This window comes from Streptomyces sp. NPDC007157 (assembly GCF_040634235.1).
Classification (GTDB): Bacteria; Actinomycetota; Actinomycetes; order Streptomycetales; family Streptomycetaceae; genus Streptomyces.
Genome location: NZ_JBEYFE010000044.1, coordinates 32,171 through 53,281, shown reverse-complemented (window position 1 = coordinate 53,281; position 21,111 = coordinate 32,171). Strand labels below are relative to the sequence as shown.

At 68.3% G+C, this 21,111-nt stretch carries 20 protein-coding genes and 1 pseudogene; 10 read left to right on the top strand and 11 right to left on the bottom strand.

All coding sequences use genetic code 11. The annotated features are described in order from the left end of the window. Positions 1 to 379 precede the first annotated feature (379 nt). A complete protein-coding gene (gene phoU, locus ABZ642_RS43975; RefSeq protein WP_360496560.1) occupies positions 380 to 1,051 on the top strand; it encodes a phosphate signaling complex protein PhoU in 672 nt (223 codons plus the stop codon). A gap of 48 nt (positions 1,052 to 1,099) precedes the next feature. On the opposite strand, the gene ABZ642_RS43970 is transcribed toward phoU, so the two are convergent. From ABZ642_RS43970 to ABZ642_RS43960, 3 genes are all read right to left on the bottom strand, one after another. Then, a complete protein-coding gene (locus ABZ642_RS43970; protein WP_360496575.1) occupies positions 1,100 to 1,444 on the bottom strand; it encodes an ANTAR domain-containing protein in 345 nt (114 codons plus the stop codon). A gap of 297 nt (positions 1,445 to 1,741) precedes the next feature. Then, a complete protein-coding gene (locus ABZ642_RS43965) occupies positions 1,742 to 2,698 on the bottom strand; it encodes a Ku protein (RefSeq protein WP_360496557.1) in 957 nt (318 codons plus the stop codon). A gap of 68 nt (positions 2,699 to 2,766) precedes the next feature. Continuing rightward, on the bottom strand, positions 2,767 to 3,144 hold the full coding sequence (locus ABZ642_RS43960) for an STAS domain-containing protein (RefSeq protein WP_360496554.1): 378 nt from the start codon (positions 3,142 to 3,144) through the stop codon (positions 2,767 to 2,769). A gap of 174 nt (positions 3,145 to 3,318) precedes the next feature. Here ABZ642_RS43960 and ABZ642_RS43955 point away from each other — a divergent pair, with 174 nt between their 5' ends. Next, complete coding sequence (locus tag ABZ642_RS43955; protein ID WP_360496551.1) at positions 3,319 to 3,657, top strand: hypothetical protein; 339 nt, start codon at positions 3,319 to 3,321, stop codon at positions 3,655 to 3,657. A gap of 197 nt (positions 3,658 to 3,854) precedes the next feature. Here the strand turns inward: ABZ642_RS43955 and ABZ642_RS43950 are convergent, their stop codons facing one another. Continuing rightward, a complete protein-coding gene (locus ABZ642_RS43950; protein ID WP_360496548.1) occupies positions 3,855 to 5,813 on the bottom strand; it encodes a polyprenyl synthetase family protein in 1,959 nt (652 codons plus the stop codon). A gap of 489 nt (positions 5,814 to 6,302) precedes the next feature. Here ABZ642_RS43950 and ABZ642_RS43945 point away from each other — a divergent pair, with 489 nt between their 5' ends. From ABZ642_RS43945 to ABZ642_RS43935, 3 genes are all read left to right on the top strand, one after another. Then, positions 6,303 to 6,914, top strand: a complete 612-nt coding sequence (locus tag ABZ642_RS43945) for an ABC transporter ATP-binding protein (protein ID WP_360496545.1) — start codon at positions 6,303 to 6,305, stop codon at positions 6,912 to 6,914. After that, a complete protein-coding gene (locus ABZ642_RS43940; protein WP_360496542.1) occupies positions 6,911 to 7,903 on the top strand; it encodes an ABC transporter permease in 993 nt (330 codons plus the stop codon). The genes ABZ642_RS43945 and ABZ642_RS43940 overlap by 4 nt, the downstream gene beginning before the upstream one ends. A gap of 85 nt (positions 7,904 to 7,988) precedes the next feature. Beyond that, a protein-coding gene (locus ABZ642_RS43935) for an IS5 family transposase (RefSeq protein WP_360496539.1) occupies positions 7,989 to 8,797 on the top strand; the annotation gives its coding sequence in 2 pieces (ribosomal slippage) (positions 7,989 to 8,306 and positions 8,309 to 8,797; 807 coding nt in all). A 631-nt stretch (positions 8,798 to 9,428) separates the two neighbouring features. Here ABZ642_RS43935 and ABZ642_RS43930 read toward each other — a convergent pair. Then, the gene (locus ABZ642_RS43930; RefSeq protein ID WP_360496536.1) at positions 9,429 to 9,863 is read right to left on the bottom strand and encodes an Rrf2 family transcriptional regulator; all 435 of its coding nucleotides are present in this window, start codon (positions 9,861 to 9,863) and stop codon (positions 9,429 to 9,431) included. Between the two features lie 127 nt (positions 9,864 to 9,990). Here ABZ642_RS43930 and ABZ642_RS43925 point away from each other — a divergent pair, with 127 nt between their 5' ends. After that, a complete protein-coding gene (locus ABZ642_RS43925; RefSeq protein ID WP_360496533.1) occupies positions 9,991 to 10,746 on the top strand; it encodes an SDR family oxidoreductase in 756 nt (251 codons plus the stop codon). A gap of 370 nt (positions 10,747 to 11,116) precedes the next feature. On the opposite strand, the gene ABZ642_RS43920 is transcribed toward ABZ642_RS43925, so the two are convergent. The 5 genes from ABZ642_RS43920 to ABZ642_RS43900 form a co-directional block, all read right to left on the bottom strand. Continuing rightward, positions 11,117 to 11,683 (bottom strand): TIGR00730 family Rossman fold protein, encoded by a 567-nt coding sequence (locus ABZ642_RS43920; protein ID WP_360496530.1) that lies wholly within the window; start codon positions 11,681 to 11,683, stop codon positions 11,117 to 11,119. Between the two features lie 136 nt (positions 11,684 to 11,819). Beyond that, complete coding sequence (locus ABZ642_RS43915; protein WP_360496527.1) at positions 11,820 to 12,692, bottom strand: NAD(P)-dependent oxidoreductase; 873 nt, start codon at positions 12,690 to 12,692, stop codon at positions 11,820 to 11,822. 66 nt (positions 12,693 to 12,758) lie between these two features. Then, entirely contained in the window at positions 12,759 to 13,553 is a 795-nt protein-coding gene (locus ABZ642_RS43910) for an aquaporin (RefSeq protein WP_360496524.1), read from the bottom strand. A 22-nt stretch (positions 13,554 to 13,575) separates the two neighbouring features. Then, on the bottom strand, positions 13,576 to 14,232 hold the full coding sequence (locus tag ABZ642_RS43905; RefSeq protein WP_360496521.1) for an NAD(P)H-dependent oxidoreductase: 657 nt from the start codon (positions 14,230 to 14,232) through the stop codon (positions 13,576 to 13,578). A 167-nt stretch (positions 14,233 to 14,399) separates the two neighbouring features. Then, positions 14,400 to 14,900, bottom strand: a complete 501-nt coding sequence (locus ABZ642_RS43900) for a carboxymuconolactone decarboxylase family protein (protein WP_360496518.1) — start codon at positions 14,898 to 14,900, stop codon at positions 14,400 to 14,402. A gap of 47 nt (positions 14,901 to 14,947) precedes the next feature. Between ABZ642_RS43900 and ABZ642_RS43895 the strand changes: the two genes are divergently transcribed. The 3 genes and pseudogenes from ABZ642_RS43895 to ABZ642_RS43885 all read left to right on the top strand — a co-directional run bounded on the left by ABZ642_RS43895 (position 14,948) and on the right by ABZ642_RS43885 (position 19,235). Beyond that, a complete protein-coding gene (locus tag ABZ642_RS43895) occupies positions 14,948 to 16,384 on the top strand; it encodes a PLP-dependent aminotransferase family protein (protein ID WP_360496515.1) in 1,437 nt (478 codons plus the stop codon). Between the two features lie 1,528 nt (positions 16,385 to 17,912). Beyond that, a pseudogene (locus tag ABZ642_RS43890) lies at positions 17,913 to 18,745 on the top strand (IS5 family transposase). 148 nt (positions 18,746 to 18,893) lie between these two features. Next, positions 18,894 to 19,235: a DUF3732 domain-containing protein gene (locus tag ABZ642_RS43885; RefSeq protein ID WP_360496512.1), complete on the top strand. Its 342-nt coding sequence runs from the start codon at positions 18,894 to 18,896 to the stop codon at positions 19,233 to 19,235. Between the two features lie 89 nt (positions 19,236 to 19,324). Here the strand turns inward: ABZ642_RS43885 and ABZ642_RS43880 are convergent, their stop codons facing one another. Further along, entirely contained in the window at positions 19,325 to 19,645 is a 321-nt protein-coding gene (locus tag ABZ642_RS43880) for a hypothetical protein (protein ID WP_360496509.1), read from the bottom strand. Between the two features lie 284 nt (positions 19,646 to 19,929). Between ABZ642_RS43880 and ABZ642_RS43875 the strand changes: the two genes are divergently transcribed. Next, complete coding sequence (locus ABZ642_RS43875; RefSeq protein ID WP_360496506.1) at positions 19,930 to 20,535, top strand: transposase; 606 nt, start codon at positions 19,930 to 19,932, stop codon at positions 20,533 to 20,535. The last annotated feature ends 576 nt before the right edge of the window (positions 20,536 to 21,111 follow it).

The following is a 21,111-nucleotide window of genomic DNA, read 5'->3' as shown; positions in this document are numbered from 1 at the left end:
GGGCCGCGTCCTGGAGTTGCACGGCTGAGCCAGCTGGCGTCGTCTTCGGGCCTGCTGGTGAGCCAGCCTGCCTGTTCGAGTTGACGGAGTCGGTCGCGGCAACGGCGGCAACCACACATGGCTGTGGCCCGCACCGCGAAAGCACGGGACGGGCCACAGCCGGGTGAAGCGGCACGGAGGACGCCATGGGCACACCACCTTCCGGACGTCCTCCGCACGCGGAGCGTACGCCGCTCACGGGGGCCGGCCCCGGCTGGTCACGGATCGGCGCGCCAGTGTGTGTCGTGGTCCATGCCGTTGGAATGCTCGGATTCGGGTGTGCGTGGTTGTGGGAGTCTCGCGGATGCAGACGGCGGACAACTGGAGAGTGAGGGCTGGAATGCGGGACGCGTATCACGCGGAACTGGACTCGATCGGCGAGGGCCTGGTCGGCATCGCGAACCTGGTCGGTTCTGCCATGGCACGGGCCACCAGTGCTCTGCTGGACGCGGATCTCGACCTCGCGGAGAGTGTGCTCGGTGCTCACGGCCGTGTCGAGGACCTGCAACGAAACCTGGAGGACCGGGCCATCGCCGTCCTGGCACGCCAGCAGCCGGTCGCGACCGATCTGCGGTTGGTGGTCACCTCGCTGCGCATGAGCGCGGACCTGGAACGCTGTTCGGTCCTGGCCCAGCATGTCGCCAAGGTGGCCCGGCGGCGGTATCCCGAACAGGCCGTGCCACAGGATCTGCGCCGCACCATTTTGGAGATGAGCCAGATCGCCCAGCGCCTGATGGCACAGGCCGCCGACGTCCTCGTCACCCGCGATGTGGAAGCGGCAGCACAGATGGAGCAGGACGACGACCGTATAGACGAGCTGCACCGCGGGATCTTCCAGCACCTGATGGACGACCGCTGGAGCCACGGAGTGGAGACCGCGGTCGACGTCACACTGCTCGGCCGCTACTACGAACGCTTCGCCGACCACGCCGTCTCCATCGCCCGCCGCGTGGTCTACCTCGTCACCGGCGAACACGCCGACACCGAGGCCGCCCCGCCCGCAACCCCGTGAAGGCGCCCGGCTGCCCGGGCACCGACGGGGTATGAGACGTGCCGCCCGTCAGGGGGCGCGTACATCCGTCAGGGCCTGTTCCAGCGCTTTGTGAAGGGCATCGGGCAGTGGCCCGCCGCCCGGCCAGTTCACGATCAGCCCGGCGACTTTCCGGAGCTTGGTATTGGTGCGCTGGGAGACCGTCCGCAGCACCTCGAACCCCTGCTCGGGAGAGAATTTGCCCAGCGAGATGACCACACCGATGGCCTGGTCGACGACGGCGTGCGAGACAACCGCTTCCTGCAGCTGGCCGATCTCCTGCTTCAGCTGAGCCAACTGCCGGACAAGGTCCGCCTGCCGGACCAGACCCGGCACGTCACCGGGCACGCGACGCCCGTTCCCCGAGTACTCCATCGTGATCACAACTCCGAGGGTTCTCCCCTGCCCGGCAGCCGACACCGCCAGGCAAATACATGCAGGACGACAACCAATTACCCCACAACCCCCAGGTCATCAAGCCGCGCCCGGCCGCACATAGTGACCCTCGCCACTGCACCGACGGGCCGCGTCACGCCCCGCGCAGGCCGCGCAGCAGCCAGCAAGCCGCGCGGCGGATCGCGATGCGGCAGGCGAGGCCGGGTGCGGCGTAGGCGGGACGGCCAGCACGGCCCTCGCGGCGAACGTGGCAAGGGGGTCTGGCCCTGGGTACGGCTACGCGCTGCGGCCGGGTTTGCGGGCAGCGGCCTTCCTGGCTGTCGCCTTCTTCGCGGCCGTCTTCTTCGTCGCCGTGGTCTTCTTCGCAGTCGTCTTTTTCGCCGAGGCCTTCGCGGTCTTCTTCTTCGCGGGCATCTCATAGACCTCGGCTTCGGTGCCGGTGTCCCCGCCGCGCGTGGCCTTCGCCTTGTCCACGGACTCCTGCAAAGCGGCCATCAGGTCGAGGACCTTGCCCGCCGACTTCTCCGGATCCGGCGCCTGGGGCAGCTCACGGTCCTCCCGCTTCGCCTCAATCACCTTCTCCAGCGCCTCCGTGTAGTGGTCCACGAAATCGGGGCCCTCCAGGCGGTCGGTGCTCATCCGCTCGATCAGCATGACGGCCTCCTCGATCTCCGCGTCGGAGACGTCCGCCATCGGCGGATTCACCCCGGCCGGGTCCCGGACCTCATCGGGCCACCGCATCGCGTGCAGCACGATCACGTCATCCCGCACCCGCAGCAGCCCCAGCCGCTCCCGGCCGCTCCACGCAAACTTCGTCACCGCGACCCGCGCAGACCGCTCAAGCGCCTGCCGCAGCAGCTCGTACGGCCTCACGGCCACCGGACCATCGGGCTGGAGGTAGTAGCCCTCCCCGATACGCAAAGCGTCGATGGACTCCCACGGCACGAACCCGTGGATCTCCAGCGCCTTCGCCGTCGGCAGCGGCAGGTTGCGCAGGTCCTCGTCCGTGATCGGGATGACCTGGGTCTTCGTCAGTTCGTAGCCCTTGGCGATCTCGTCGGAGCGGACCTCCCGGTCCTCAACCTCGCAGTACTTGCGCACCCGCACCCGGGCCATGTCCTCCACGTGGTACTGGTGGAAACGCACCGAGTGGTCCTCGGTCGCGCTGGCCACGTGGACCGGCACCGTGACCAGGCCGAAGCTGATCGCACCCGACCAGATACTCCGCGGCATCACAGACCTCCATCACAGGCCCCGAGCCCCCTCAGCCTACGGCCCTTCCCCACGACCCGGCATACCCGTCACAGGCCGAGCGCATCCTCCAGCGTCGGCCGGACGTCCAGGACGGTGTCCGCTCCGGTCAGCTCCAGGACCCGCGCGAGCGCCGACGCGGGCCTGGCGACCCGCAGCACGGTCATCCGGCTGAAACGCAGCAGCAGGTTCAGGACGGTCGAATCCGCGAAAGTGAGGCCGACGGCATCCACAACCACCCGGGCGTGCGTCACGGCTCCGGTCTCCAGCGCCGCCTCCAGGACGGGCGCCGAGTTCAGATCGAAGGCGCCGACGACGCTCACCACCCACGCGTCGCCCTCCTCACGCTGCATGACGTGCGGCAGCGAGCCCGCATGCGGCGTGGTCGGATCCGGCGGCCTGTCCTCGCCGCCACCCACGGAAGTCATGCCGGTGAGTATGTCGTGAAGATCGCGCCCGCGCGAGACCGACGCATGGCCGACACCGCGCACACCGGGCGGGCAGGTTGTTCCGTGTCATCGAACCTTGATCATGTGCCATCGAAGTTTGATCAACTGGACTCGACACCATGACCTTCCCGTGCCTTGATCGTTCGGCAGGGCATGATCAATTTGAAGAAGCTCGCGACACTCCTCATGGCCTGTGCCCTGCCCCTGCTCGCCGCCACACCCGCGAACGCCGGCGTGAGCTCGCACTGCGGCAAGTACATCTGTGTGATGACTGCCCACCACAACCGGTTCGTCCAGGACATCACCGTCAACACGAGGGACGGTCTTCCTGGCACGCTTCGGGCCTACTGGGGGAACTACCACTCCCCGAAGGTCAACGCCCCGAGCCATAGGTGGACGGTGGGCTACGAGCAGGCGGGCTCGAAGCTCGTGTGCGGGGGGCTGGAGCGCGACGGCCGATCAATCGAAGACGGGATCTGCGTCACGATCTGATCCACGGTCAGGGCTTCGTAGTCGCAGGCCAGACGGCATGAATGCATCAGCCACGCGAACGTGCGCTCCCCCATCCACCTGCGGGGGCAGCACCACGTCCGCGAGCTAGCCGCCTCGCTCCCAGGATCCATCCACACCGGCCTTCGCCGACCGGCTGCCTAGTTTTGGTGTGCGGCTGTGACAGCCACCGTGCCCGGTCACTTGGCGGCGGGGTCGGTTTGACGTTGGGCTGCATACCAGCCCAGGGCCCGGACGAGGGCTTTGTGCTGACTGGGCGGGAGAAGGCCGTTGAGGGGCTTCCACGCCTCGTCGACGAGTGTCCGGCCGTCGTCCAGGCAAGCGTGCAAGGCGCCGCTGCGGGTGAGGAGTTCGGCGGCGCGGGCGGCGCCGTCGGGACTTTGTTGGCAGAGGCTGTCGCGCAGACGGTGACGGTCGTCGTGATCGAGGAGGCCGGTGGCGTGTGCGACGGGGTAGGTGATGCGGCCGTTGAGGAGGTCCTCGGCGGGTGTCTTGGAAGATCGACCCTGCTTTCGGTCTTCCGCGCTGGTGACACCATCGAGGTCTGCGACGTCGTCGCTGATCTGGTAGGCGGTGCCGACGGCTTCGAAGTACCGGCCCAGCGCCGTGATCTGTTCCTCGCTGGCACCGGCCAGTACCGCGGCGGCTTCGGCCATGCATCGAACAGGGACGCCGGTCTTGAGCCGGTGGGCGGTGTGGACCTGGGAGAGGAGCTGGTGGTGGCTGCCGGTGGCCACAGCGTCTTCGAAGGCGCTGTGGGGCCCGGTCAGATCCAGGGCCTGCCCTGTGTGTCCGGTGCGCAGGGCCTGGAGGCAGAGGCGGTGAACGCGCAGCATCGTGGCCCCATCGTGCTGAGGGATGCGCTCCAGGATGGGGTCGAAGGTGAGGTAGGCGAGTGTGCCGGCATTGATGGCGGTGGGGATGCCGAAGCGGTGGTGGACGGCGGGCCGCCCGCGGCGCAGCAGGGAGGCGTCTTCGATGTCGTCGATGACGGCGGAGGCGGTGTGGAGGAGTTCGGACACGGCGGTCAGTGGTCGGTAGGGCTCTGGGTCGACGCCCAGGAGGCAGAAGACGGCGCCGGTGATGTAGGGGCGCCAGGAGCGTCCCGGGTTGTCCAGGAGATGGCGCAGCGGGGCGATGAGGGACTGGTGGATGCGGTCGAGGGTGTCATCGTCCAGCGAGGGGCTGGTGTCGGCGCCGGTGAGCGCGTGCAGAGAAGCGACGTCGGGGCTCGCCGGATAGACGGCGGCGGCCTCGGAGATGGAGATTTGGGAGATCCGGCGCATGTAGCCTTCCACGTCGCCGACCGTGCCGGAGGGCAGCGTTTCCATGAAAGCGTTTCCAGAGACGCGCGTGCCGTTCATGGTGCCGCTGACGGTGGCGGGGGACTCGCAGAAGGCGCGGCCGGTCAGAACGGTGCGGGTCTCATGACCGGCAGCAGGGCCCGCGACCACAACGTCCAGGCCGAGGCCGGGAATGCTGAGCACGGCGGTGGTGGGGTAACTCTCCAGGCTGGCCAGGGAAGTCCAGTGCTGGGTGGCCTGCCAGGTGAGGTCGTGGTGATAGCTGACCGAGCCGTCGGGGGCGACGGCGGTCGCCCTGGTGAACAACGACGTGCTTTCTGCGGTGACGGGATCGGTGTGCTGGGCTCGGATGACGGCGATGTCCCAGCCGTTGTCGAACTGCATACCACTCCACAGCCAGGCGCGGTCGGCAATACCCTGCGCCCGACTGGAGCGGCGGACCCTACCGCCCCAGTCGTTTTCCAACCAGGAGCGCCCCTCCACGCATTTCCAGGCGCTGCCTTGGGCGCGCACACGACCGCTGGTACGTAGGCGGGGGATGAAGAACGAAGTCGTCGCATCGCTCCCGTCGGGGCGAGGCCCGGGGTAGTGGCCATGGACGTCGAACTGCGGGACGGCCGACTTCTGTGGCGTCAGACGCAGTTCCAGTTCCACCTCGCCCCGGACGGTGAAGAGGAAACTGCCGTCGTCCTCGGCACGCAGCGCGGCCTGTTCGCCCAGCACAAGATCCAGCCGTTCGGCGCAGTCGGCGACCTCACCCTCGAGCAGGCGGTCGGGCAGGGGAACTCCCTCGGCCAGAACGTCCGTCAGGGCACTGCGAACCCGCGGATCCATCGCCTCGTCCCCGCGGACCGAGGCGCGGATGGTTTCCACAAGATCAGGACTCAACCAGCTGCCGCACACCGATCCCTCCGGGCCGCTGCACATGAAGAGCAGCCCATAACCAGGGCCGGTGCCCGACCCGCAGCCGTGGCCCTCCCGGAAGAGGGCGGCTGCCCAACGGTAAGCACCGCCGCTCTCACTGTGAAGATCACCGCTGAGACACCATGCCTCCATGTCGGCCTCAGGGTGCGGCGTGCCGAACGGTGCGGTGGCAGCTTCGGCGCGAGGTGCGGGCAGCGGCGCCGCAGGCGCGGGAGCGGAGCGGGTGTCGTGGGTCACGGACAAAAACTAGGGCGCTCGTGATCAGCGGCTGGCCTACAACCAGGGTTCTCACCGGTACGGATGGTTCATGGGCCGGCCTGCCGCATCACCCGTGACCCCGCCGCCGCCGCGGCGTTGAGCCCTCGGCCGGCAACAGCGAAAACTTGGGAGGGGGGCCCGGTGGAGGTCAGCGGAGTGCACCACGCCTACCGCCGTCGGCGCGAGGTCCTGCGCGGGGTGGACCTGCGGCTGCGCGGCGGGGTACTGGCCGGGATCGTCGGGGAGAACGGGGCAGGCAAGACCACGCTGCTGAAGATCCTCTCCGGTGAACTGCGCGCGGACCGCGGCACGGTCCGCCACGAGGGCAGGTTCGGCTACTGTCCGCAGGCAGCCGTCCTCAACGACGCACTCACCGTCCGTCAGCACTTGGAGTTCTTCAGGGCCGCCTACGCACTCCCCGACCTGCACCGCGCCGAAGAAGTGATGGACCGGCTGCACTTTCGCAACTACGACCAGCAGCAGGCCAAAACGCTCAGCGGCGGCACCCGCCAGAAACTCAACCTCACCCTCGCTCTGATGCACGACCCGCAAGTGCTGCTGCTGGACGAGCCCTACCAGGGCTTCGACTGGGAGACCTACCAACGCTTCTGGGACCTGGCCGCGCTGCTGCGCCAGGAAGGCCGCTCCGTCCTGGTCGTCTCCCACCTGGCCTACGACACCGCCCGCCTGGACGAGCTGTGGCGCTTGGAAGACGGCCTTCTGCAGCCTGTACAGGAGGCATTGGTCTCATGAGAGGTCACGGCCACGCTGGGCTGTTTGTCACCGCGACCCGGTACGCGCTGGCCGAACATCTACGCAACCGCTTCGCGATGGTTCTCATCGCCGGCTTCATCCCGCTGTGGACCACCCTCGCCTACCTTTCGATCCCCAGCACCCGGACCAGATTCCAGCTCAGCGCCACCAAGGACATCCTGACCCCGGCCGGCAACCAGCTCACCGAAATCACCGGTGCCCTGAACGCCGTCACCCTGATCATCGGCTTCATGATGTTCGCCTCCGCCTTCGCCGGCGGCAACTTCGACCGACGCCTCGCACTGGCCGGCTACCCCCGCGCCCATCTCCTCCTCGCCAAAATCACCTCCCTCGCCCTCGCCTCCGGTGCCGTCGCCGCCTACGCCACCGCCCTCACCTACCTGCTCTGGACCCCCGAGCAGCCCCTCTACCTCGCCGCCGCCCTGTTCAGCGCCGCCATGACCTACGGCGCCATCGGGGTCGCCCTGGGCTCGCTTCTGAGGAAGGAAGTCGAGGGCATGTTCACCATCGTCATGATCAGCGTCATCGACCTCGCCCTGCAGAACCCGATCGCCAACTCAGGCTCCGACAGTCCCGTCGTACGCCTATTGCCCTCCTACGGGGCCATGCAGGCCAGCACCGCCGCCGGCTTCTCCACCACCGCCCTACCCAGCTACCTCGGCATCCAGCTGCTCTGGTTCACCGCCGCCGCACTCATCAGCCTCGCCGCCTTCCACCGCCGCACCCGCAACACCCTCCCGGCGCGCACCCGCAACACCCTCCCGGCGCGCACCCGCATCCCCCACAGCCAACACCCCAAGTTCAGCGCAGCCGACTCCGAACGCGCCGGATCAGCCACCACCGCTTCGGGCCGGGAAGCCAGCGTCACCGAACGCCGCCCTGTCAGCCTGCCAACCAGCCGGAAGCCCGCTCTACTCCATCGTCGGCGTACGCAGAATGTGGCCGGTCGGGGTGAGGATCTGCCTTAGACGTCCCTGAGAGCTCGTAACACGATCTTGTTGAAGTGCCCTGGTCGGGCGTGACCGATCTGATGATTCGGCCGTTCGTGAGGGTGTGAGCACTCGGCCGTGGATTGTGGACGACGACCTGTGGGCGCTGATCGAGCCACTCTTGCCGCCCTGGCCGGAGCGGGCGCCGGGACCGAGGCCGGTGCCGGACCGGCTGTGTCTACAGGGCATTCTGTACGTCCTCCACAACGACATAGCCTGGCAACTGCTGCCCCTGGAGCTGGGGTTCGGCTCCGGACAGACCTGCTGGCGGCGCCTGGAGCGGTGGCAACGGGTGGGCGTCTTCGACCAGTCGCACTGCATCCTGCTCGCCGAACTGAACGCCGCTGGCGAACTCGACTGGTCGCGAGCGTGCGTGGACGGCTCCCACATCCGCGCGAAAAAGGGGGCACCGACACCGGTCCGTCGTCGGTCGACCGGCGGAAGACGGGCAGCAAACATCACTTGATCTGCGACGGACGTGGCACCCCGCTCAAGGTCCTCACCACCGCCGCCAACATCAACGACGTCACCCAGACCCTCGCTCTTGTCGACGGCATCCCGCCCGTCGCAGGCCGACCCGGCCGGCCACGTCGCCGACCCGAGGCACTACTCGGCGACAAGGGTTACGACTCCAACTCCCACCGGCGTGAGCTGCGCAAACGGCGGATCCTGCCGGTCATCTCCCGCAAAGGCGCCCCGAACATCAAGGGCCTGGGCAAGCTCCGCTACGTCGTCGAGCAGACCTTCGCCCTGCTCCACCAGTTCAAACGCCTGGCCGTCCGCTGGGAGCGACGTGTTGAACCGCACGACGCCTTCGTTTCGCTGGCCTGCAGCCTTATCTGCTGGAGGCGGCTCAAGAGACAGGTAGCGTGATCACCCGAGGGCTTCGAGTGAAGTTCCAGACCGGCTGCGAGGGCAATGTCATCCCCGATCCGGTGACACTTGCGTGCGTGCAGGCCAGGCACTGGGCCCGATCACATCGGCGGATGACGGGGAGGGATGAACCTGTGTCGCAGGGCTTGGTGAGAGCCAGCGAGCTGTTGGCCAAGCACGAGGTCGAACTGCTGACTCGTGCACTCCTGGAGTGGGGCGTGGGGCGGTCCCGCACACTGCAGCGATCAACTCGCTGTCGGCATGAGGTTCGCTGGCACGCAGGATCTGCTTGATCAGTGCCAACGGCTCCGGAACGCACTTGGCGAAAACGCCCCACTCGGTGCCGCGGACTGGGCTCGGACACTCCTGGCTACAGAGATCGTCTTCGTCAGCGACCTCGCAGGCTCGGGCGTTGAATGGTCAACGACCACGGGGCGCGACGACGTGGCGACGATCAGAATGCTGCGGGTGATCCAGCGAAAGCTGGCCCGGACCGTCAGCCCCTACTACGGAAAGCGGCCCAGCGAGTAGCACAGAGGCCCACTCCGCCGACTTCCACGATTCGGACATCTCCTGACCGGTTCCCTTTTGACTGCACCCGGGCAAACGCAGAAGATCCTGTTACGAGCTCTTAGCGAGGTGCCGCGAGTACGTCCCGGAGTACGTTCTCGAGCGTGACGCGGGCCAGCTCGTGTCTCAGGCTCTCCTCGATGCCCTCGTAGACGCCCTGCATCGCCGGCTGGATGCCGTAACCCACCACGCATCCCTGGTCCGGGGTGGTGCGGTGCATCGCGAACAGCGGGCCGGGTTCCACTGCCTCGTACACGTCGAGCAGGGTCATCGACCCCAGCTCGCGCGCCAGCGACCAGCCCGCGCCCACACCCCGCCTAGACTCCACGAGCCCGGCCCTGCGCAGCTCGCCGAGCAGCCGCCTGATCACCACGGGGTTGGTGTTCGCGCTGGTCGCGATCTGCTCGGAGGTGGCGACCTCATGGCCCTGGCGCTGGTAGAGACCGATCCAGGCCAGCGCGTGGGCGGCAAGGGTCAACCTGCTGTTGGCACTCATGAACCCCTCCTCTCGGCCGCAACACTTTATGTTACGACAGCACAGTCGTAACAGTGATAGTTGCAACCGAGCGTCGTAACAATTAACGTTACGACTGCCGCAAGGGTCAATCAACGAGGTGAGAAGAATGAGCAAGCCACTCACGGGCAAGGTCGCCCTGGTCACCGGGGGGTCGCGCGGACTGGGAGCCGCGACCGTACGATTGCTGGCCGAGCAGGGCGCCGACGTCGCCTTCACCTATGTCAGCTCCGAGAAGCAGGCGCAGGCCGTCGTCGACGACGTGCGCCTCAAGGGAGCGAAGGCCATCGCCTTCAAGTCCGACCAGGCAGACATGAGTCAGGCGCCGGCGCTCATCGACGACGTGGTCGCGCACTTCGGCGGCATGGACATCCTCGTCAACAACGCGGCGATCTCGGTGGAGCAGGGCCGCACGGTGGACGACCCGGACGCCGACACCGCCGCACTGGACCGGATGCACGCCACCAACTACCTCGGCGTGATCGCCGTCATCCGGGCCGCCTCCCGAGTTCTGCGCGGGGGCGGCCGCATCATCACAGTGAGTTCCGGACTGGGTACCAGGGTCGGCGCCCCCGGCCTTGCCGACTACTCGGCGACCAAGTCAGGGATCGAGAGGTACACCATGGGCGTCGCACGGGACCTCGGGCCCCGGAACATCACGGCCAACGTCGTGGAAGCCGGACTGATGGAGGGCGGCATGCAACCGCCGGACCCCGAGACCCTCAAGGCCCTGGTCAGCTCGTTGTCCCTGCAACGCATGGGTCACCCGGAAGAAGTCGCCGCGGCGATCGCCTTTCTCGCGAGCCCCGCCGCGTCGTACGTCACGGGCGCGGTGCTGGACGCCCACGGTGGCTACAACGCCTGAACCGGAACCCCTGCCGCGCGCCCCGAAGGAAATCCCGTCTTCGCGGCGCGACCACCAACGACCCGCGCGTGCATGGACACGCCTCAAGAAGCAATTCCGTCTTGACCAGTCACCTGAATTCTGCAGGACAGGGGCCCTCCCCGCTCCGGGCAGTCTGCGGCACGCCGCTGGAGACCTGCGGATGACGGGTCACCGCCACGACCACCGAAAAAGTCCTCGGTGGACCGGGAGCACCCGTTACCTGTCCGTGCAATCGATGAAGCCAGGCTGCGCAGCGATGCGCCCGGCGCCCCACTCGTGCGCGGTGAGGCCGGCGTGAAGCAGCTCGGGGTGCAGTGTTGGACGTCGCTGTCCGGATCCGCCGCGGCGCTCAGGTCACGCCGAGACCTTGACGCCCGCTCTCTCGCCCGAAGCCGTACTCAAGGCGGTCGAGGGCTTCACGTCCCTCATCGGTGATGTAGATCAGGTCGGCCAGTGGCACGGGAAGGAATCCCTCCTCTTCCATCCGTCGCAGCTGGAGAATCAGTCCGTCGTAGAAGCCCGCGCTGTTCAGTAGCACGACGGGCTTGTCGTGCAGTTGATGCTTCTTCAGCTCCAGGATCTCGCTCACCTCGTCCAGCGTGCCCAGTCCACCGGCCATGACCACCACGGCGTCCGCGGAGGCCAGGAGCAGGGCCTTGCGTGCGGCCAGGTCCTCCGCGAAGGTCATCTCGTCGGTGTCCTCTCTGGCGTAGCTCCTGAGGGACTCGACGGAAACTCCGACGAGGCGTCCGCCTGTGTCTCGGACGCCGTCGGCGACGACCTTCATGAGTCCGGTGTCGGAACCACCCCACACCAGGGTGTGTCCGCCTTCGCCGAGGAGTTCGGCGAGTTCTCGGGCCGGCCGGGCGTACCGGTCGTCGAGGTCTGCGGACGAGAGGAAGACGCAGATCTTCATGGGAACCCCTCACCAAGGGTGTTGTCTTCGAGGTGGTTGAATGACAGGGCGGCTCATTGGTGCGGGGAACTGCTTGAGCCCGCGCGTCCGTGACCGAAGCCGCCCTCATAGCCGGGGGAAGACCATGGAATAAGTCTCAGGGCTGCATCTCCGTGAAGCCAAGGCGCCATGAGGGATACTCCGGACGCCAGCCTCGTGCGCGCGCCAGGTGATTGGAGGCGCCTCGTGCCCAGGCGGGGGCTCCCGATGCGGAGTCGGGTGCCGTGACGTGGAGAGCGGCGGCGAGTACCGGTACCCAGTCGCGTCCCCGTGCGGGCTCGTCGTCGGTGATGTTGACCGGGCCGGAAGGCCAGTTGAGGGCGTCGACGGCGGCGCGAGCCGCGTCGGCGACGTGTACGAACGAGGTCACGGAGTCGTCCGCCGCGACACTCCCCAGGAAGGGTGCGTCGGGATCGCCGCCGAGTGCCGCGACGACTGACCCTCCCGGCGCGTACCACGTACCGGGCCCGTACAGGACTCCGTACCGGAGCGCGACGGCGCTCTCCATCTCGCCGGCCGTGTCTTCCATCGTGCGGATGCCATCGACCATGGCTGCACGGGGTTCGGCCGCTGCGGAATCCAGTGGCACCTCTTCGTCGGCCGGGCCCGTCCCGGGCGCGTACACCCAGGCGATGGACTGCACGACGATCTTCGCCACGCCTGCGTCCTTGGCGGCGTCGATCAGGTTGCGTGTCCCCTCACGGCGCAGCCGGTTCGTCGCCTGCCCGTCCGCGCCGGCCAGGTCGGTGAGTTGGTGGATCACCGCGTCCGGCATGGTTCGTGCCAGGGCCTCGTGGAGTGCGTGCCGGTCGAAGACATCGACCTGGACGGCGTCGGCTCCCTGGCTCCGTACACGGTCGGCGCCGGCGTCGGAGCGGGATGTACCGGTGACGTGGTGGCCCGCTTCCAGCAGCTGAGGCACGAGGAGACGGCCTACTGCGCCGGTTGCTCCTGCTACGAATACGCGCATGGTCTTGTCTCTTTCTCTTCTTGTTCGATGATGATTTTCGCCGGTGCAGTGGCTCGCCGGTCCCCGCTATTTGCTGATCGCGGGAAGCTGTGCGGAGGGTGGCTCCGTGGGTCGGCGTGCGGGGTCCTGCCGCGAAGAGTGAAAGCGTCGGATGAAGACGTGGCAGAGCGCGGCGCCGATGACGGCGCCGAGCACCGGGACGGTGAGGTATATCCACAGGTCCGTGGTCTGGTGAGAGAACACGGCCGGGCCGAGTTGGCGAGCAGGGTTGACCGAGCCGCCGCTGCGGGGCCCCAGCAATGCGATCACCAAGGCCACGCCGCTCCCGATCACCCAGGGCACCAGTGGCGCGCGACGAGGGTGGGCCATGGCAACGCCGACGATGAGGACCAGCGCCATCATGGCCCCGGCTTCGGCAAGGAAGACGTCGCCGGCCCGCCAGCCGCCGGCCGGGCGGATCACGGCGTCTGCGACGGCGGCGTGGGAGACCGCGGGTCCCCAGACCAGACGGGCCAGTGCCGTGCCGGCGACCGAGCCGGTCAGTTGGGCCAGTACGTAGGGCATGACGCTGCGGCCGGGAATCACGTTCATCAGCCAGAGTGCCGCGGTCACCGCGGGGTTCATGTGACCACCACTTCGCCGGCCGAGCGGGCTGAGGATCAATCCGGTCACGACGGCTCCGCTGAACGCACCGTCGACGGCAAGTGCCGTGTTCAGATCAGCGATGTAGAGAGTGGCGCCCGGGTCACGAAGCCACCGAACCCCCGTCACCGTGACGAACAGCAGAACCGTCGTCAGCACGAACTCATCGCCGGCTTGCCTGAGTGACGGGCTGCGAGTGAGAGGCGGGCTGGACCGCATTGCCTTCTCCTTGCACAGCTCTTCACAGTTCACTTGCGGTACGGGTCCGGTCGGCGAAAGCCCCCGGACTCCGTGCGAGGCCCGCATCCGACGGGAATCGGCGGGGAAGCTCTCTCACGGGCACGACACGGCACCGGCCCGCTGTCCTGGCGTAGGCGGACAGCAGGAACCGGTATCGCCTGGCATGGAGCCTCAGGTCCTCGTCGGACACGCCGCGGGCGTCGTGCAGGATCACAGGGGGAGCCCATGTCATGCCCGTGCGGGCCGCCGTCTGTTCCAGGGGCCGTAGTAGTTCTTCCATCGAGAACCTCTGAAGGCCCTCGGGCCCGTAATCGGCCTCGGTGCTTCCGGTAGAGGTGACGACCTGCAAGGTTTTCCTGGTCAGAAGTGGTCCATCGTGGTCGTAGGCGAAGCCGTACTGCAGGACCGCGTCCAGCCATTCCTTGAGGAGGCTGGGCACTGAGTACCACTGGGTCGGAAACTGAAAGATGATCACTTGGTGATCGCGGACGAGTTGTTGCTCACGTCGGATGTCGATACGGAAGTCGGGATAGAGGTCGTACAGGTTCCTGAAGGTGACGCCCCTGGCGGACTGAGCCTCATCCCACATCGGGCTGTTGATTTTGGACCGGCTCAGGTCGGGGTGAGCCAGTAGGACCAGAGCCTGGTTGGCCGGCATGGGGTATTTCCTTTCTCACCTCTCTGGTTCGGCCGGGGCGCGCGAGCGGCAAGTGGTCGCGTGCCTGGTCGCTGTTCAGTGAGGTGTCCTGCGGTTCGGACTGCGGTGCTCCTGGGAGGGCTCGGTGGTCCGTTCGGCGCTCCGCGGCGCTGACCTGGCACCGGACCTCAGGCGTTGGGCGAGTAGTGGCCGGGGATCATGCGGGTGGAGACACCGAAACGGTTGAACGCGTTGATGGTCGTGATGGCCGCGATGAGGTGGGCCAGTTCCGTCTCCTCGAACACGGCCGCGGCCTTGCTGTAGATCTCGTCGGGGACGTATCCGTCGCCCAGCACGGTGACGGCTTCGGTCAGCTCGATCGCTGCGATCTCCCTCGCCGTGTAGTAGTGCCTGGACTCTCTCCAGGCGGCCAGCTGGATGATTCTTTCCGCCGACTCACCGGCCGCCAGGGCGTCCTTGCTGTGCATGTCCAGGCAGAAGGCACAGTGGTTGATCTGCGAGGCCCTGATCTTGACCAGGTTAAGGAGAGTCTCCTCGACTCCGCGGCTGGCTGCGGTGTCCAGACGGATCATCGCCTTGTAGACGTCCGGTGCCAGCTTGATCCAGTCCAGTCGTGGCGAGTGCTCCGGAAGCCGGTCGGTCTGTGTGTGCGATTCATTCGTCGTCATGCTGGTAAACGTAGGACGAAAGTGGTCGTGGAGTATGGTCCACTTCCATGACAAAATTCCGGGCCACTTCGTCTACTGGTCCGCTCTCCGCCTTCGGCGTCGACCTGCACCTGGAATTGCGGGGCTACGGGCTGCGAGCAGGGCTCACCCAGGCGCTGCGCGACGCCGTCCGCACAGGACGGCTACCTTCCGGCACCCGCCTGCCGTCGTCCCGCTCTCTCGCCGGCGATCTCGGTGTCGCCCGCAACACGGTGACCGACGCCTATGCGGAATTGGTCGCCGAGGGATGGCTTGTCGCCCGTCATGGCTCCGGGACGCGCGTAGCCGGACGGGAGCAGGCAGCCGGGACCGCACCTCCCGCCGCCGCGGCACGACGAGCCGGACACCGACCCCGGTTTGCCATGCTGCCCGGGACGCCCGACCTCTCCGGCTTTCCCCGCAAGCAGTGGATCGCCGCAGCACGCCGGGCCCTGGACACCGCGCCGAACGATGCCCTCGGCTACGGCGACGCACTGGGCCGCGCGGAGCTGCGCACGGCGCTGGCCGGATACCTGGCTCGAGTCCGCGGTGTCCGGACCGACCCCGAACGGATCGTCATCTGTTCGGGGTTCCATCACGGCCTCACCCTGATGACCCGGGTCCTCACAGTCCGTGGTGTGCGGACGGTGGCCGTCGAGGAGTACGGGCTTGACCTGCACCGCAATCTCATCAGCGACGCGGGTCTGCGCATGGCCGCCCTTCCGGTCGACGAGCGTGGGGCATGCATCGATCAACTGTCTGCCCTGCCCGGCACCGGCGCCGTCCTGCTGACACCCGCGCACCAGTACCCCACCGGTCATGCACTCAGCCCGGACCGAAGGATGGCGGCCGTCGACTGGGCACGGAACTCTGGCGGGCTGATCATCGAGGACGACTACGACGGAGAGTTCCGCTACGACCGCCAGCCGGTAGGCGCGCTACAGGGCCTGGACCCTGAGCGGGTGGTCTACTGCGGTACCGCCAGCAAGACACTGGCTCCGGGTCTGCGGCTGGCCTGGATGGTCCTTCCCGAAGAGCTCGTTCCGGAGGTCGAGGCCGCCAAGCTGCACGCCGATCTGCTCACCAGCGCACTGGACCAGCTGATCCTCGCGGAACTCATCTCCTCCGGCTCCTATGACCGGCACGTGCGCGCCATGCGGATGCGGTACCGGCGCAGACGCGACGAACTGGTCACCGCCCTGGCACAGTACGCCCCCGACGTGCGGGTGACAGGCCTGGCAGCGGGACTGCAAGCGGTCGTCCGGCTCCCCCACGGGACAGAGCAGGCAGTGGTCGAGGCGGCCGCCACGAAGGGGCTCGCCGTCAGCGGGATCACACCATTCCGCTACACCGGAAACCTGCCTCGCCGCCCTCTCGGGGAGGACGCGCTGGTCGTCAACTACGCCGGCCCTTCCGACAGCGCCTGGTCGGGCGCGCTCGAAACACTGTGCCGTGTGATGCCGTAACCCGACCGGAAGCCCGTCCAGCCCGCCACTCCGCATGCGCGGGAGGCCGGTCCACCGCCGCCCTCGCCCTGCGACCACGGCATCCGCCGCAGCGCGGTCCGTCCCGCCGTCGCCGTGTCGCCGGCTCCGTCAGCCGCCCGAATCCGGGCACCCGCCGAACGAGCCGTGCCCGAACAGGGCGTCACCGTGCGCGCCGGACGGTGGACGGAAGTCTGGAGCCGCTACACCGCACGACGCCGCCCGCCGGCCGCCGGTGAGGGCGGTGCCGCCGCTGCAGCTACCACGGCCGGGTGAAGCCCCCCTCTGCCTGATCGCACCTGCGGACGGCGGAAGCCGCCGTGTCAGCCGACAGGCTTCGCGCGGACGCTGCCGGGGACACGGGCGACGTCGAGCTGGTCCCTTCGACCATGCCGAGGGAAACGTGTGGACTTCGAATCGTTCCCGGGCGCCCTGTCCCTGGAAGAGACGACCGACTGGTTCCACGCCTGGACGGGCAACGCGGAGTTGAACGGCGGCCGTCAAAGCTGCTGCCCGATGGAAACACCGCAGGCGGCCGACGGCCGGCTGGACTGTCGGGCACACCCGCGAGACCTGCACCGCACTGCCGGCCCTTCGGGCTCGCCTGGCTGCAGAGACCGAGACCGTCGTCCAGGCCGAACTCATGCCCGCGTACGGCCAGTTGGACCGGGCGGGCGCCGTCGCCGAGTCGCGGGCCCTGCTCGGCCAGGACACGCCCGCGCCGCTGTGCCTTGCCGCCGTGTTCGCCGCGCTGGACGCAAACGAGCCGTGGCTGACCACGCACCACGACGCCATCCTCGGCCTGTTGCCCGCCCGCGAGAAGGGCAGGTCCGGGGCGCGGACGAGTACCGGGAGCCGCTGCGCACCATCGTCGCAAACCTGCTGGGGCGGGACTCCGACACCGACCGCGAGACCGCCCTCACGTTGCTCGACGCCGCGCTGTGGGACGAGCGCCCCGAGATGCGGGCCGAGGCCCTGTGCGACCTTGCCCGCGCCCTCTCCCCCAGCGCCGCGCAGCGGCTGATCCCGCGATCGCCCTGCAGGTACGACAGCTCCTCGCGCAGTCGCCCAGACGTCGTATCCTCCGCGTCCACGTTCCAGCGCTCGCGGGCGAGTTCGGCCGCCGGCGCGACATCCGGAACGAGCGTACCGACGTCCCAGGGATCCGGGGCAACGGCCCGGTGCGCCAGGTCGAGCAGTGCCGGACCGGCACCGGCCGCGGCGAACTCGCGCGCCGACGCGGCCTGAACGGCCGCCACCCGGTCGGCAGGGAGGGCGGCCGGTGGATGGACGACCCGGGGAGCCCTGGCCGATGACCGCCGATCCAGCGGCCAGAAGCGAGCGTCGCAGCCCCCGTCAAGTGGGCAGCGCAACAGGCGCAGGACGCACCCCTACAGCCTGTTCCGTGACCTCCGTATCGACTCGACGGGAGGGGGCGGTTTACACCCTCGCCCCGCTCGCTTTGGGCCGTGTCTTCAAAAGATCTTGAGTGGTGGATCATGGTCGGGTGATACGTCGCCATGAACTGTCCGATGCCGAGTGGGAGTTCGTCGGACCGCTGCTGCCGGTGTCACGGCGTGGCCGGAAGCGGCTGGACGACCGCAAGGTGCTCAACGGGATCGTGTGGAAGTTCCGTACCGGGACGGCCTGGCGGGACGTGCCGCAGCGGTACGGCCCGTGGGCCACGCTGCCACACCCGCTTTCGGCGGTGGGCGCTGGACGGCACCTTCGAGCGCATGCTCCGGGCCGCCCAGGCGCACGCTGACGCGGCTGGGGACATCGACTGGCTGGTGTCGGTCGACTCCACCGTCGTCCGCGCCCACCAGCACGCCGCCGGGGCCCGAAAAAGGGGGGTCCGCAGTCCCGGCCTCGGACGCTCTCGAGGCGGCCTGACCAGCAAAATCCACCTCGCCTGCGACAGGGCCGGCCGCCCGCTCGCCTTCACACTCACGGGCGGCAACACCAACGACTGCACCCAGTTCACCGCCGTGATGGAAGCGATACGAGTGCCCCGCATCGGCCCGGGACGGCCCCGCACACGGCCCGCCCACGTGACTGGGCGACAAGGGCTACAGCTCCCGGGCCATCCGCACCTGGCTGCGTCGGCACGGCATCGGCCACACCATCCCCGAGCGGGCCGACCAGGTTCGGAACCGGCTCCGCCGCGGCGGCCGAGGCGGGCGCCCGCCGGCCTTCGACAAGCAGCTCTACAAGTGTCGCAACGTGGTGGAACGGTGCTTCAACCGCCTGAAGCAGTGGCGCGGCATCGCTACTCGCTACGACAAGACCGCCGAGTCGAACCAGGCGGCCGTCACCCTCGCATCGCTCCTGATGTGGGCGTGACATTTGAAGACAACTCCTAGGGGATCGTGAGGACATGATTCCGGGTCGTAGGACGCGTGAACGGCACTTCCATCGCTCTCCCGCCACCAGCCGTCCACGGTGAGCACGTCCGTGTCCGGCGGAAGCTGTCCTTCCCGCCGACGCGGGGGTGCTCCGTTGTCGTTGGGCTGCACGCCCTGCACGTTGGAGTCCTTCCCGCCGACGCGGGGGTGTTCCGTACGGGAGCGGGCACACACGAACTGGCCCGAGGTCCTTCCCGCGCCGGCACCATCGCCCAAGCGATCCCGACAGAACCGCCTTGCTCGACCTCTACAAGACGATCCAGAACACGATCGAAGCCCTTGGCGGTGATTTTCAGGTGATCGTGATGGAGCATGCAGACCTGGACGACGAGCCCTTCCGCAGCTCGGTCGAAGCCCGGTGGCGGCGCAGCAACGACCAAGCTCTCGTACTCCAGGATTGGATCACCGAAGAGATCGATGACGCCTGACCACACCCCGACGGGCCCGCGGCGGCGGCCGTGGGCACGCCCCGCCGTCGACCAAGGGGCGCGCGGCGGGTCGGACAGTCCCCGGCAGGTTAGGCGATCTCGGAGTCGATGCCGGTGATCACTGCGGGGCCGAGCGGCACGCCGTCCGCGTCGAGCCCGGCGTCCCGCAGCGCGGTGTCCGCAAGCCGCCGCGCCTCGCGCTCCGCGTCGGCATTGCTGTCCGCCTCCACGGTGAGCCGGAGTGCGAAGGTGTTGTCGTCGTTGACGGCAAGCACGTCCAGGTCCTCGGCGCTACCCATCTTGGTGCCGTGCGGATCTGCGGGCCGCAGAGCCCGCCCCAGCCGCTGGCGTGCCGCGTCGTCGACGCCTGCGGTGAAGGTGCCGGGCACAGTGATCACGTAGGTGGTCATGACGATCCTTCCGTCGGGTGCCACACCGCCTACCCCAAATCACGGCGAGGAGTGCGTCCGTACCCCCGGGCGGCCCCATCCGTGCGCCGAGCGGTCTCGTAGATGAGCTGGCAGGCCCCCCGATCGCGATGCCGCTGCACTCCCAGCAAGAGAACGTCAAGCTCCGCGAGGTCGCCCGCCGCGTCTGCGAGCAAGGCAGCCTCTGATCCACAGTTGGGGGCGGTTTCTCCGGCTCACGGGCCGAACCGGAGAAACCTGGACCCGCCAGCTGCCCCGGGGCAACGGTGATCCTGGCACCCGAGTCCCCCGCCAGGCCGCCCCCAGACCTCCCCGACCTGCAGCCCCGGACCTCCTCGGTGCAGCGACCAGACCACCCACGCGAGCGGCCCCCGCAGCAGGGCACCGCCGACCAGCCGGCGGCCTGGGGTGTGCTCCGGTTCCTGCTCGGGGGCGCGGCTCGCGCCCCGCCCGCTAGGGCGCTTCTTTGCGATCACCGGATCGTTGGTCTAGCCGTGCCGTTGACTGACGCGCAGTGGGCGCAGATAGAGCCGTTGTTGCCTGACCGGACACCGAGGCGCGATGGGCGATGGCGTGATCACCGCCAGGTGATCGACGCGATCGCCTGGAAGTTCCAGACCGGCTCGCAATGGGTGTACCTCCCCGCCAAGTACGGCTCGTGGAAGGGCGTCTATACGCGGCTGAGGAACTACCTCGGGGGCGGCCGGCGTACGAGCGAGGTAGAGGGCGCAGTCGAAGAGGACGGCGAGCGGGTAGCTGTCCTCGACCTCGGCCCAGCTGCTCGGACTGCCGGATCCACTCCAGCAGCAGGTATCCGCGCTGGTGACGGACGAGATCGGCGAACGCCCGGGCGAGGTCGGAGGCCCTGGTGATGTCCGGGCTGGCGAGCCGGACTTGAAGGAGTCGCTCGTCCTGGCCTTCGGTGAGCGCCTCCCGGGACCGCATGATCCACGAGGTGACCTGACGGTGGGGGCCACCGACCGTCAGGTCGGCAGGCCCGGTGATCAGTGACGGTCCAGTGGACGTCAGGGAGTCCGTCGCAGCGGGACAATGTCGGGCATGGCGATGCGTACGGAGGGCCGGGCCGCTTCCGGGGTCGCCAGCAGCGCGACGATGATGACCGGCTACTGGCAGTGCGGACCGGAGCCGTGCCTGCGCGTCTATCTGCCGATCCATCAACATGACGGCCGGGTTGCGGCATCGGACCTATACCGGCTCTGTCGCGCGCACCGCGAGAACGACAGAGCCCTGACCCCGAGGGCGTGGGCGTTCCGGATGCCGCGGGTCTCGGAAGGCCCGAGGGAAGGCGTGGTGGTCATGTCCACCGATGGCCGACTCCGCCCATGTTGAGCAGCTCATGGCAGTCCGGGTTTCCCGCGTCGTAGCAGCGGAGCTGGCGAGGGAGGCGCCGTCCGCCTCCTTGGCGGGCAGTCGTTTGAGCTGTCTGG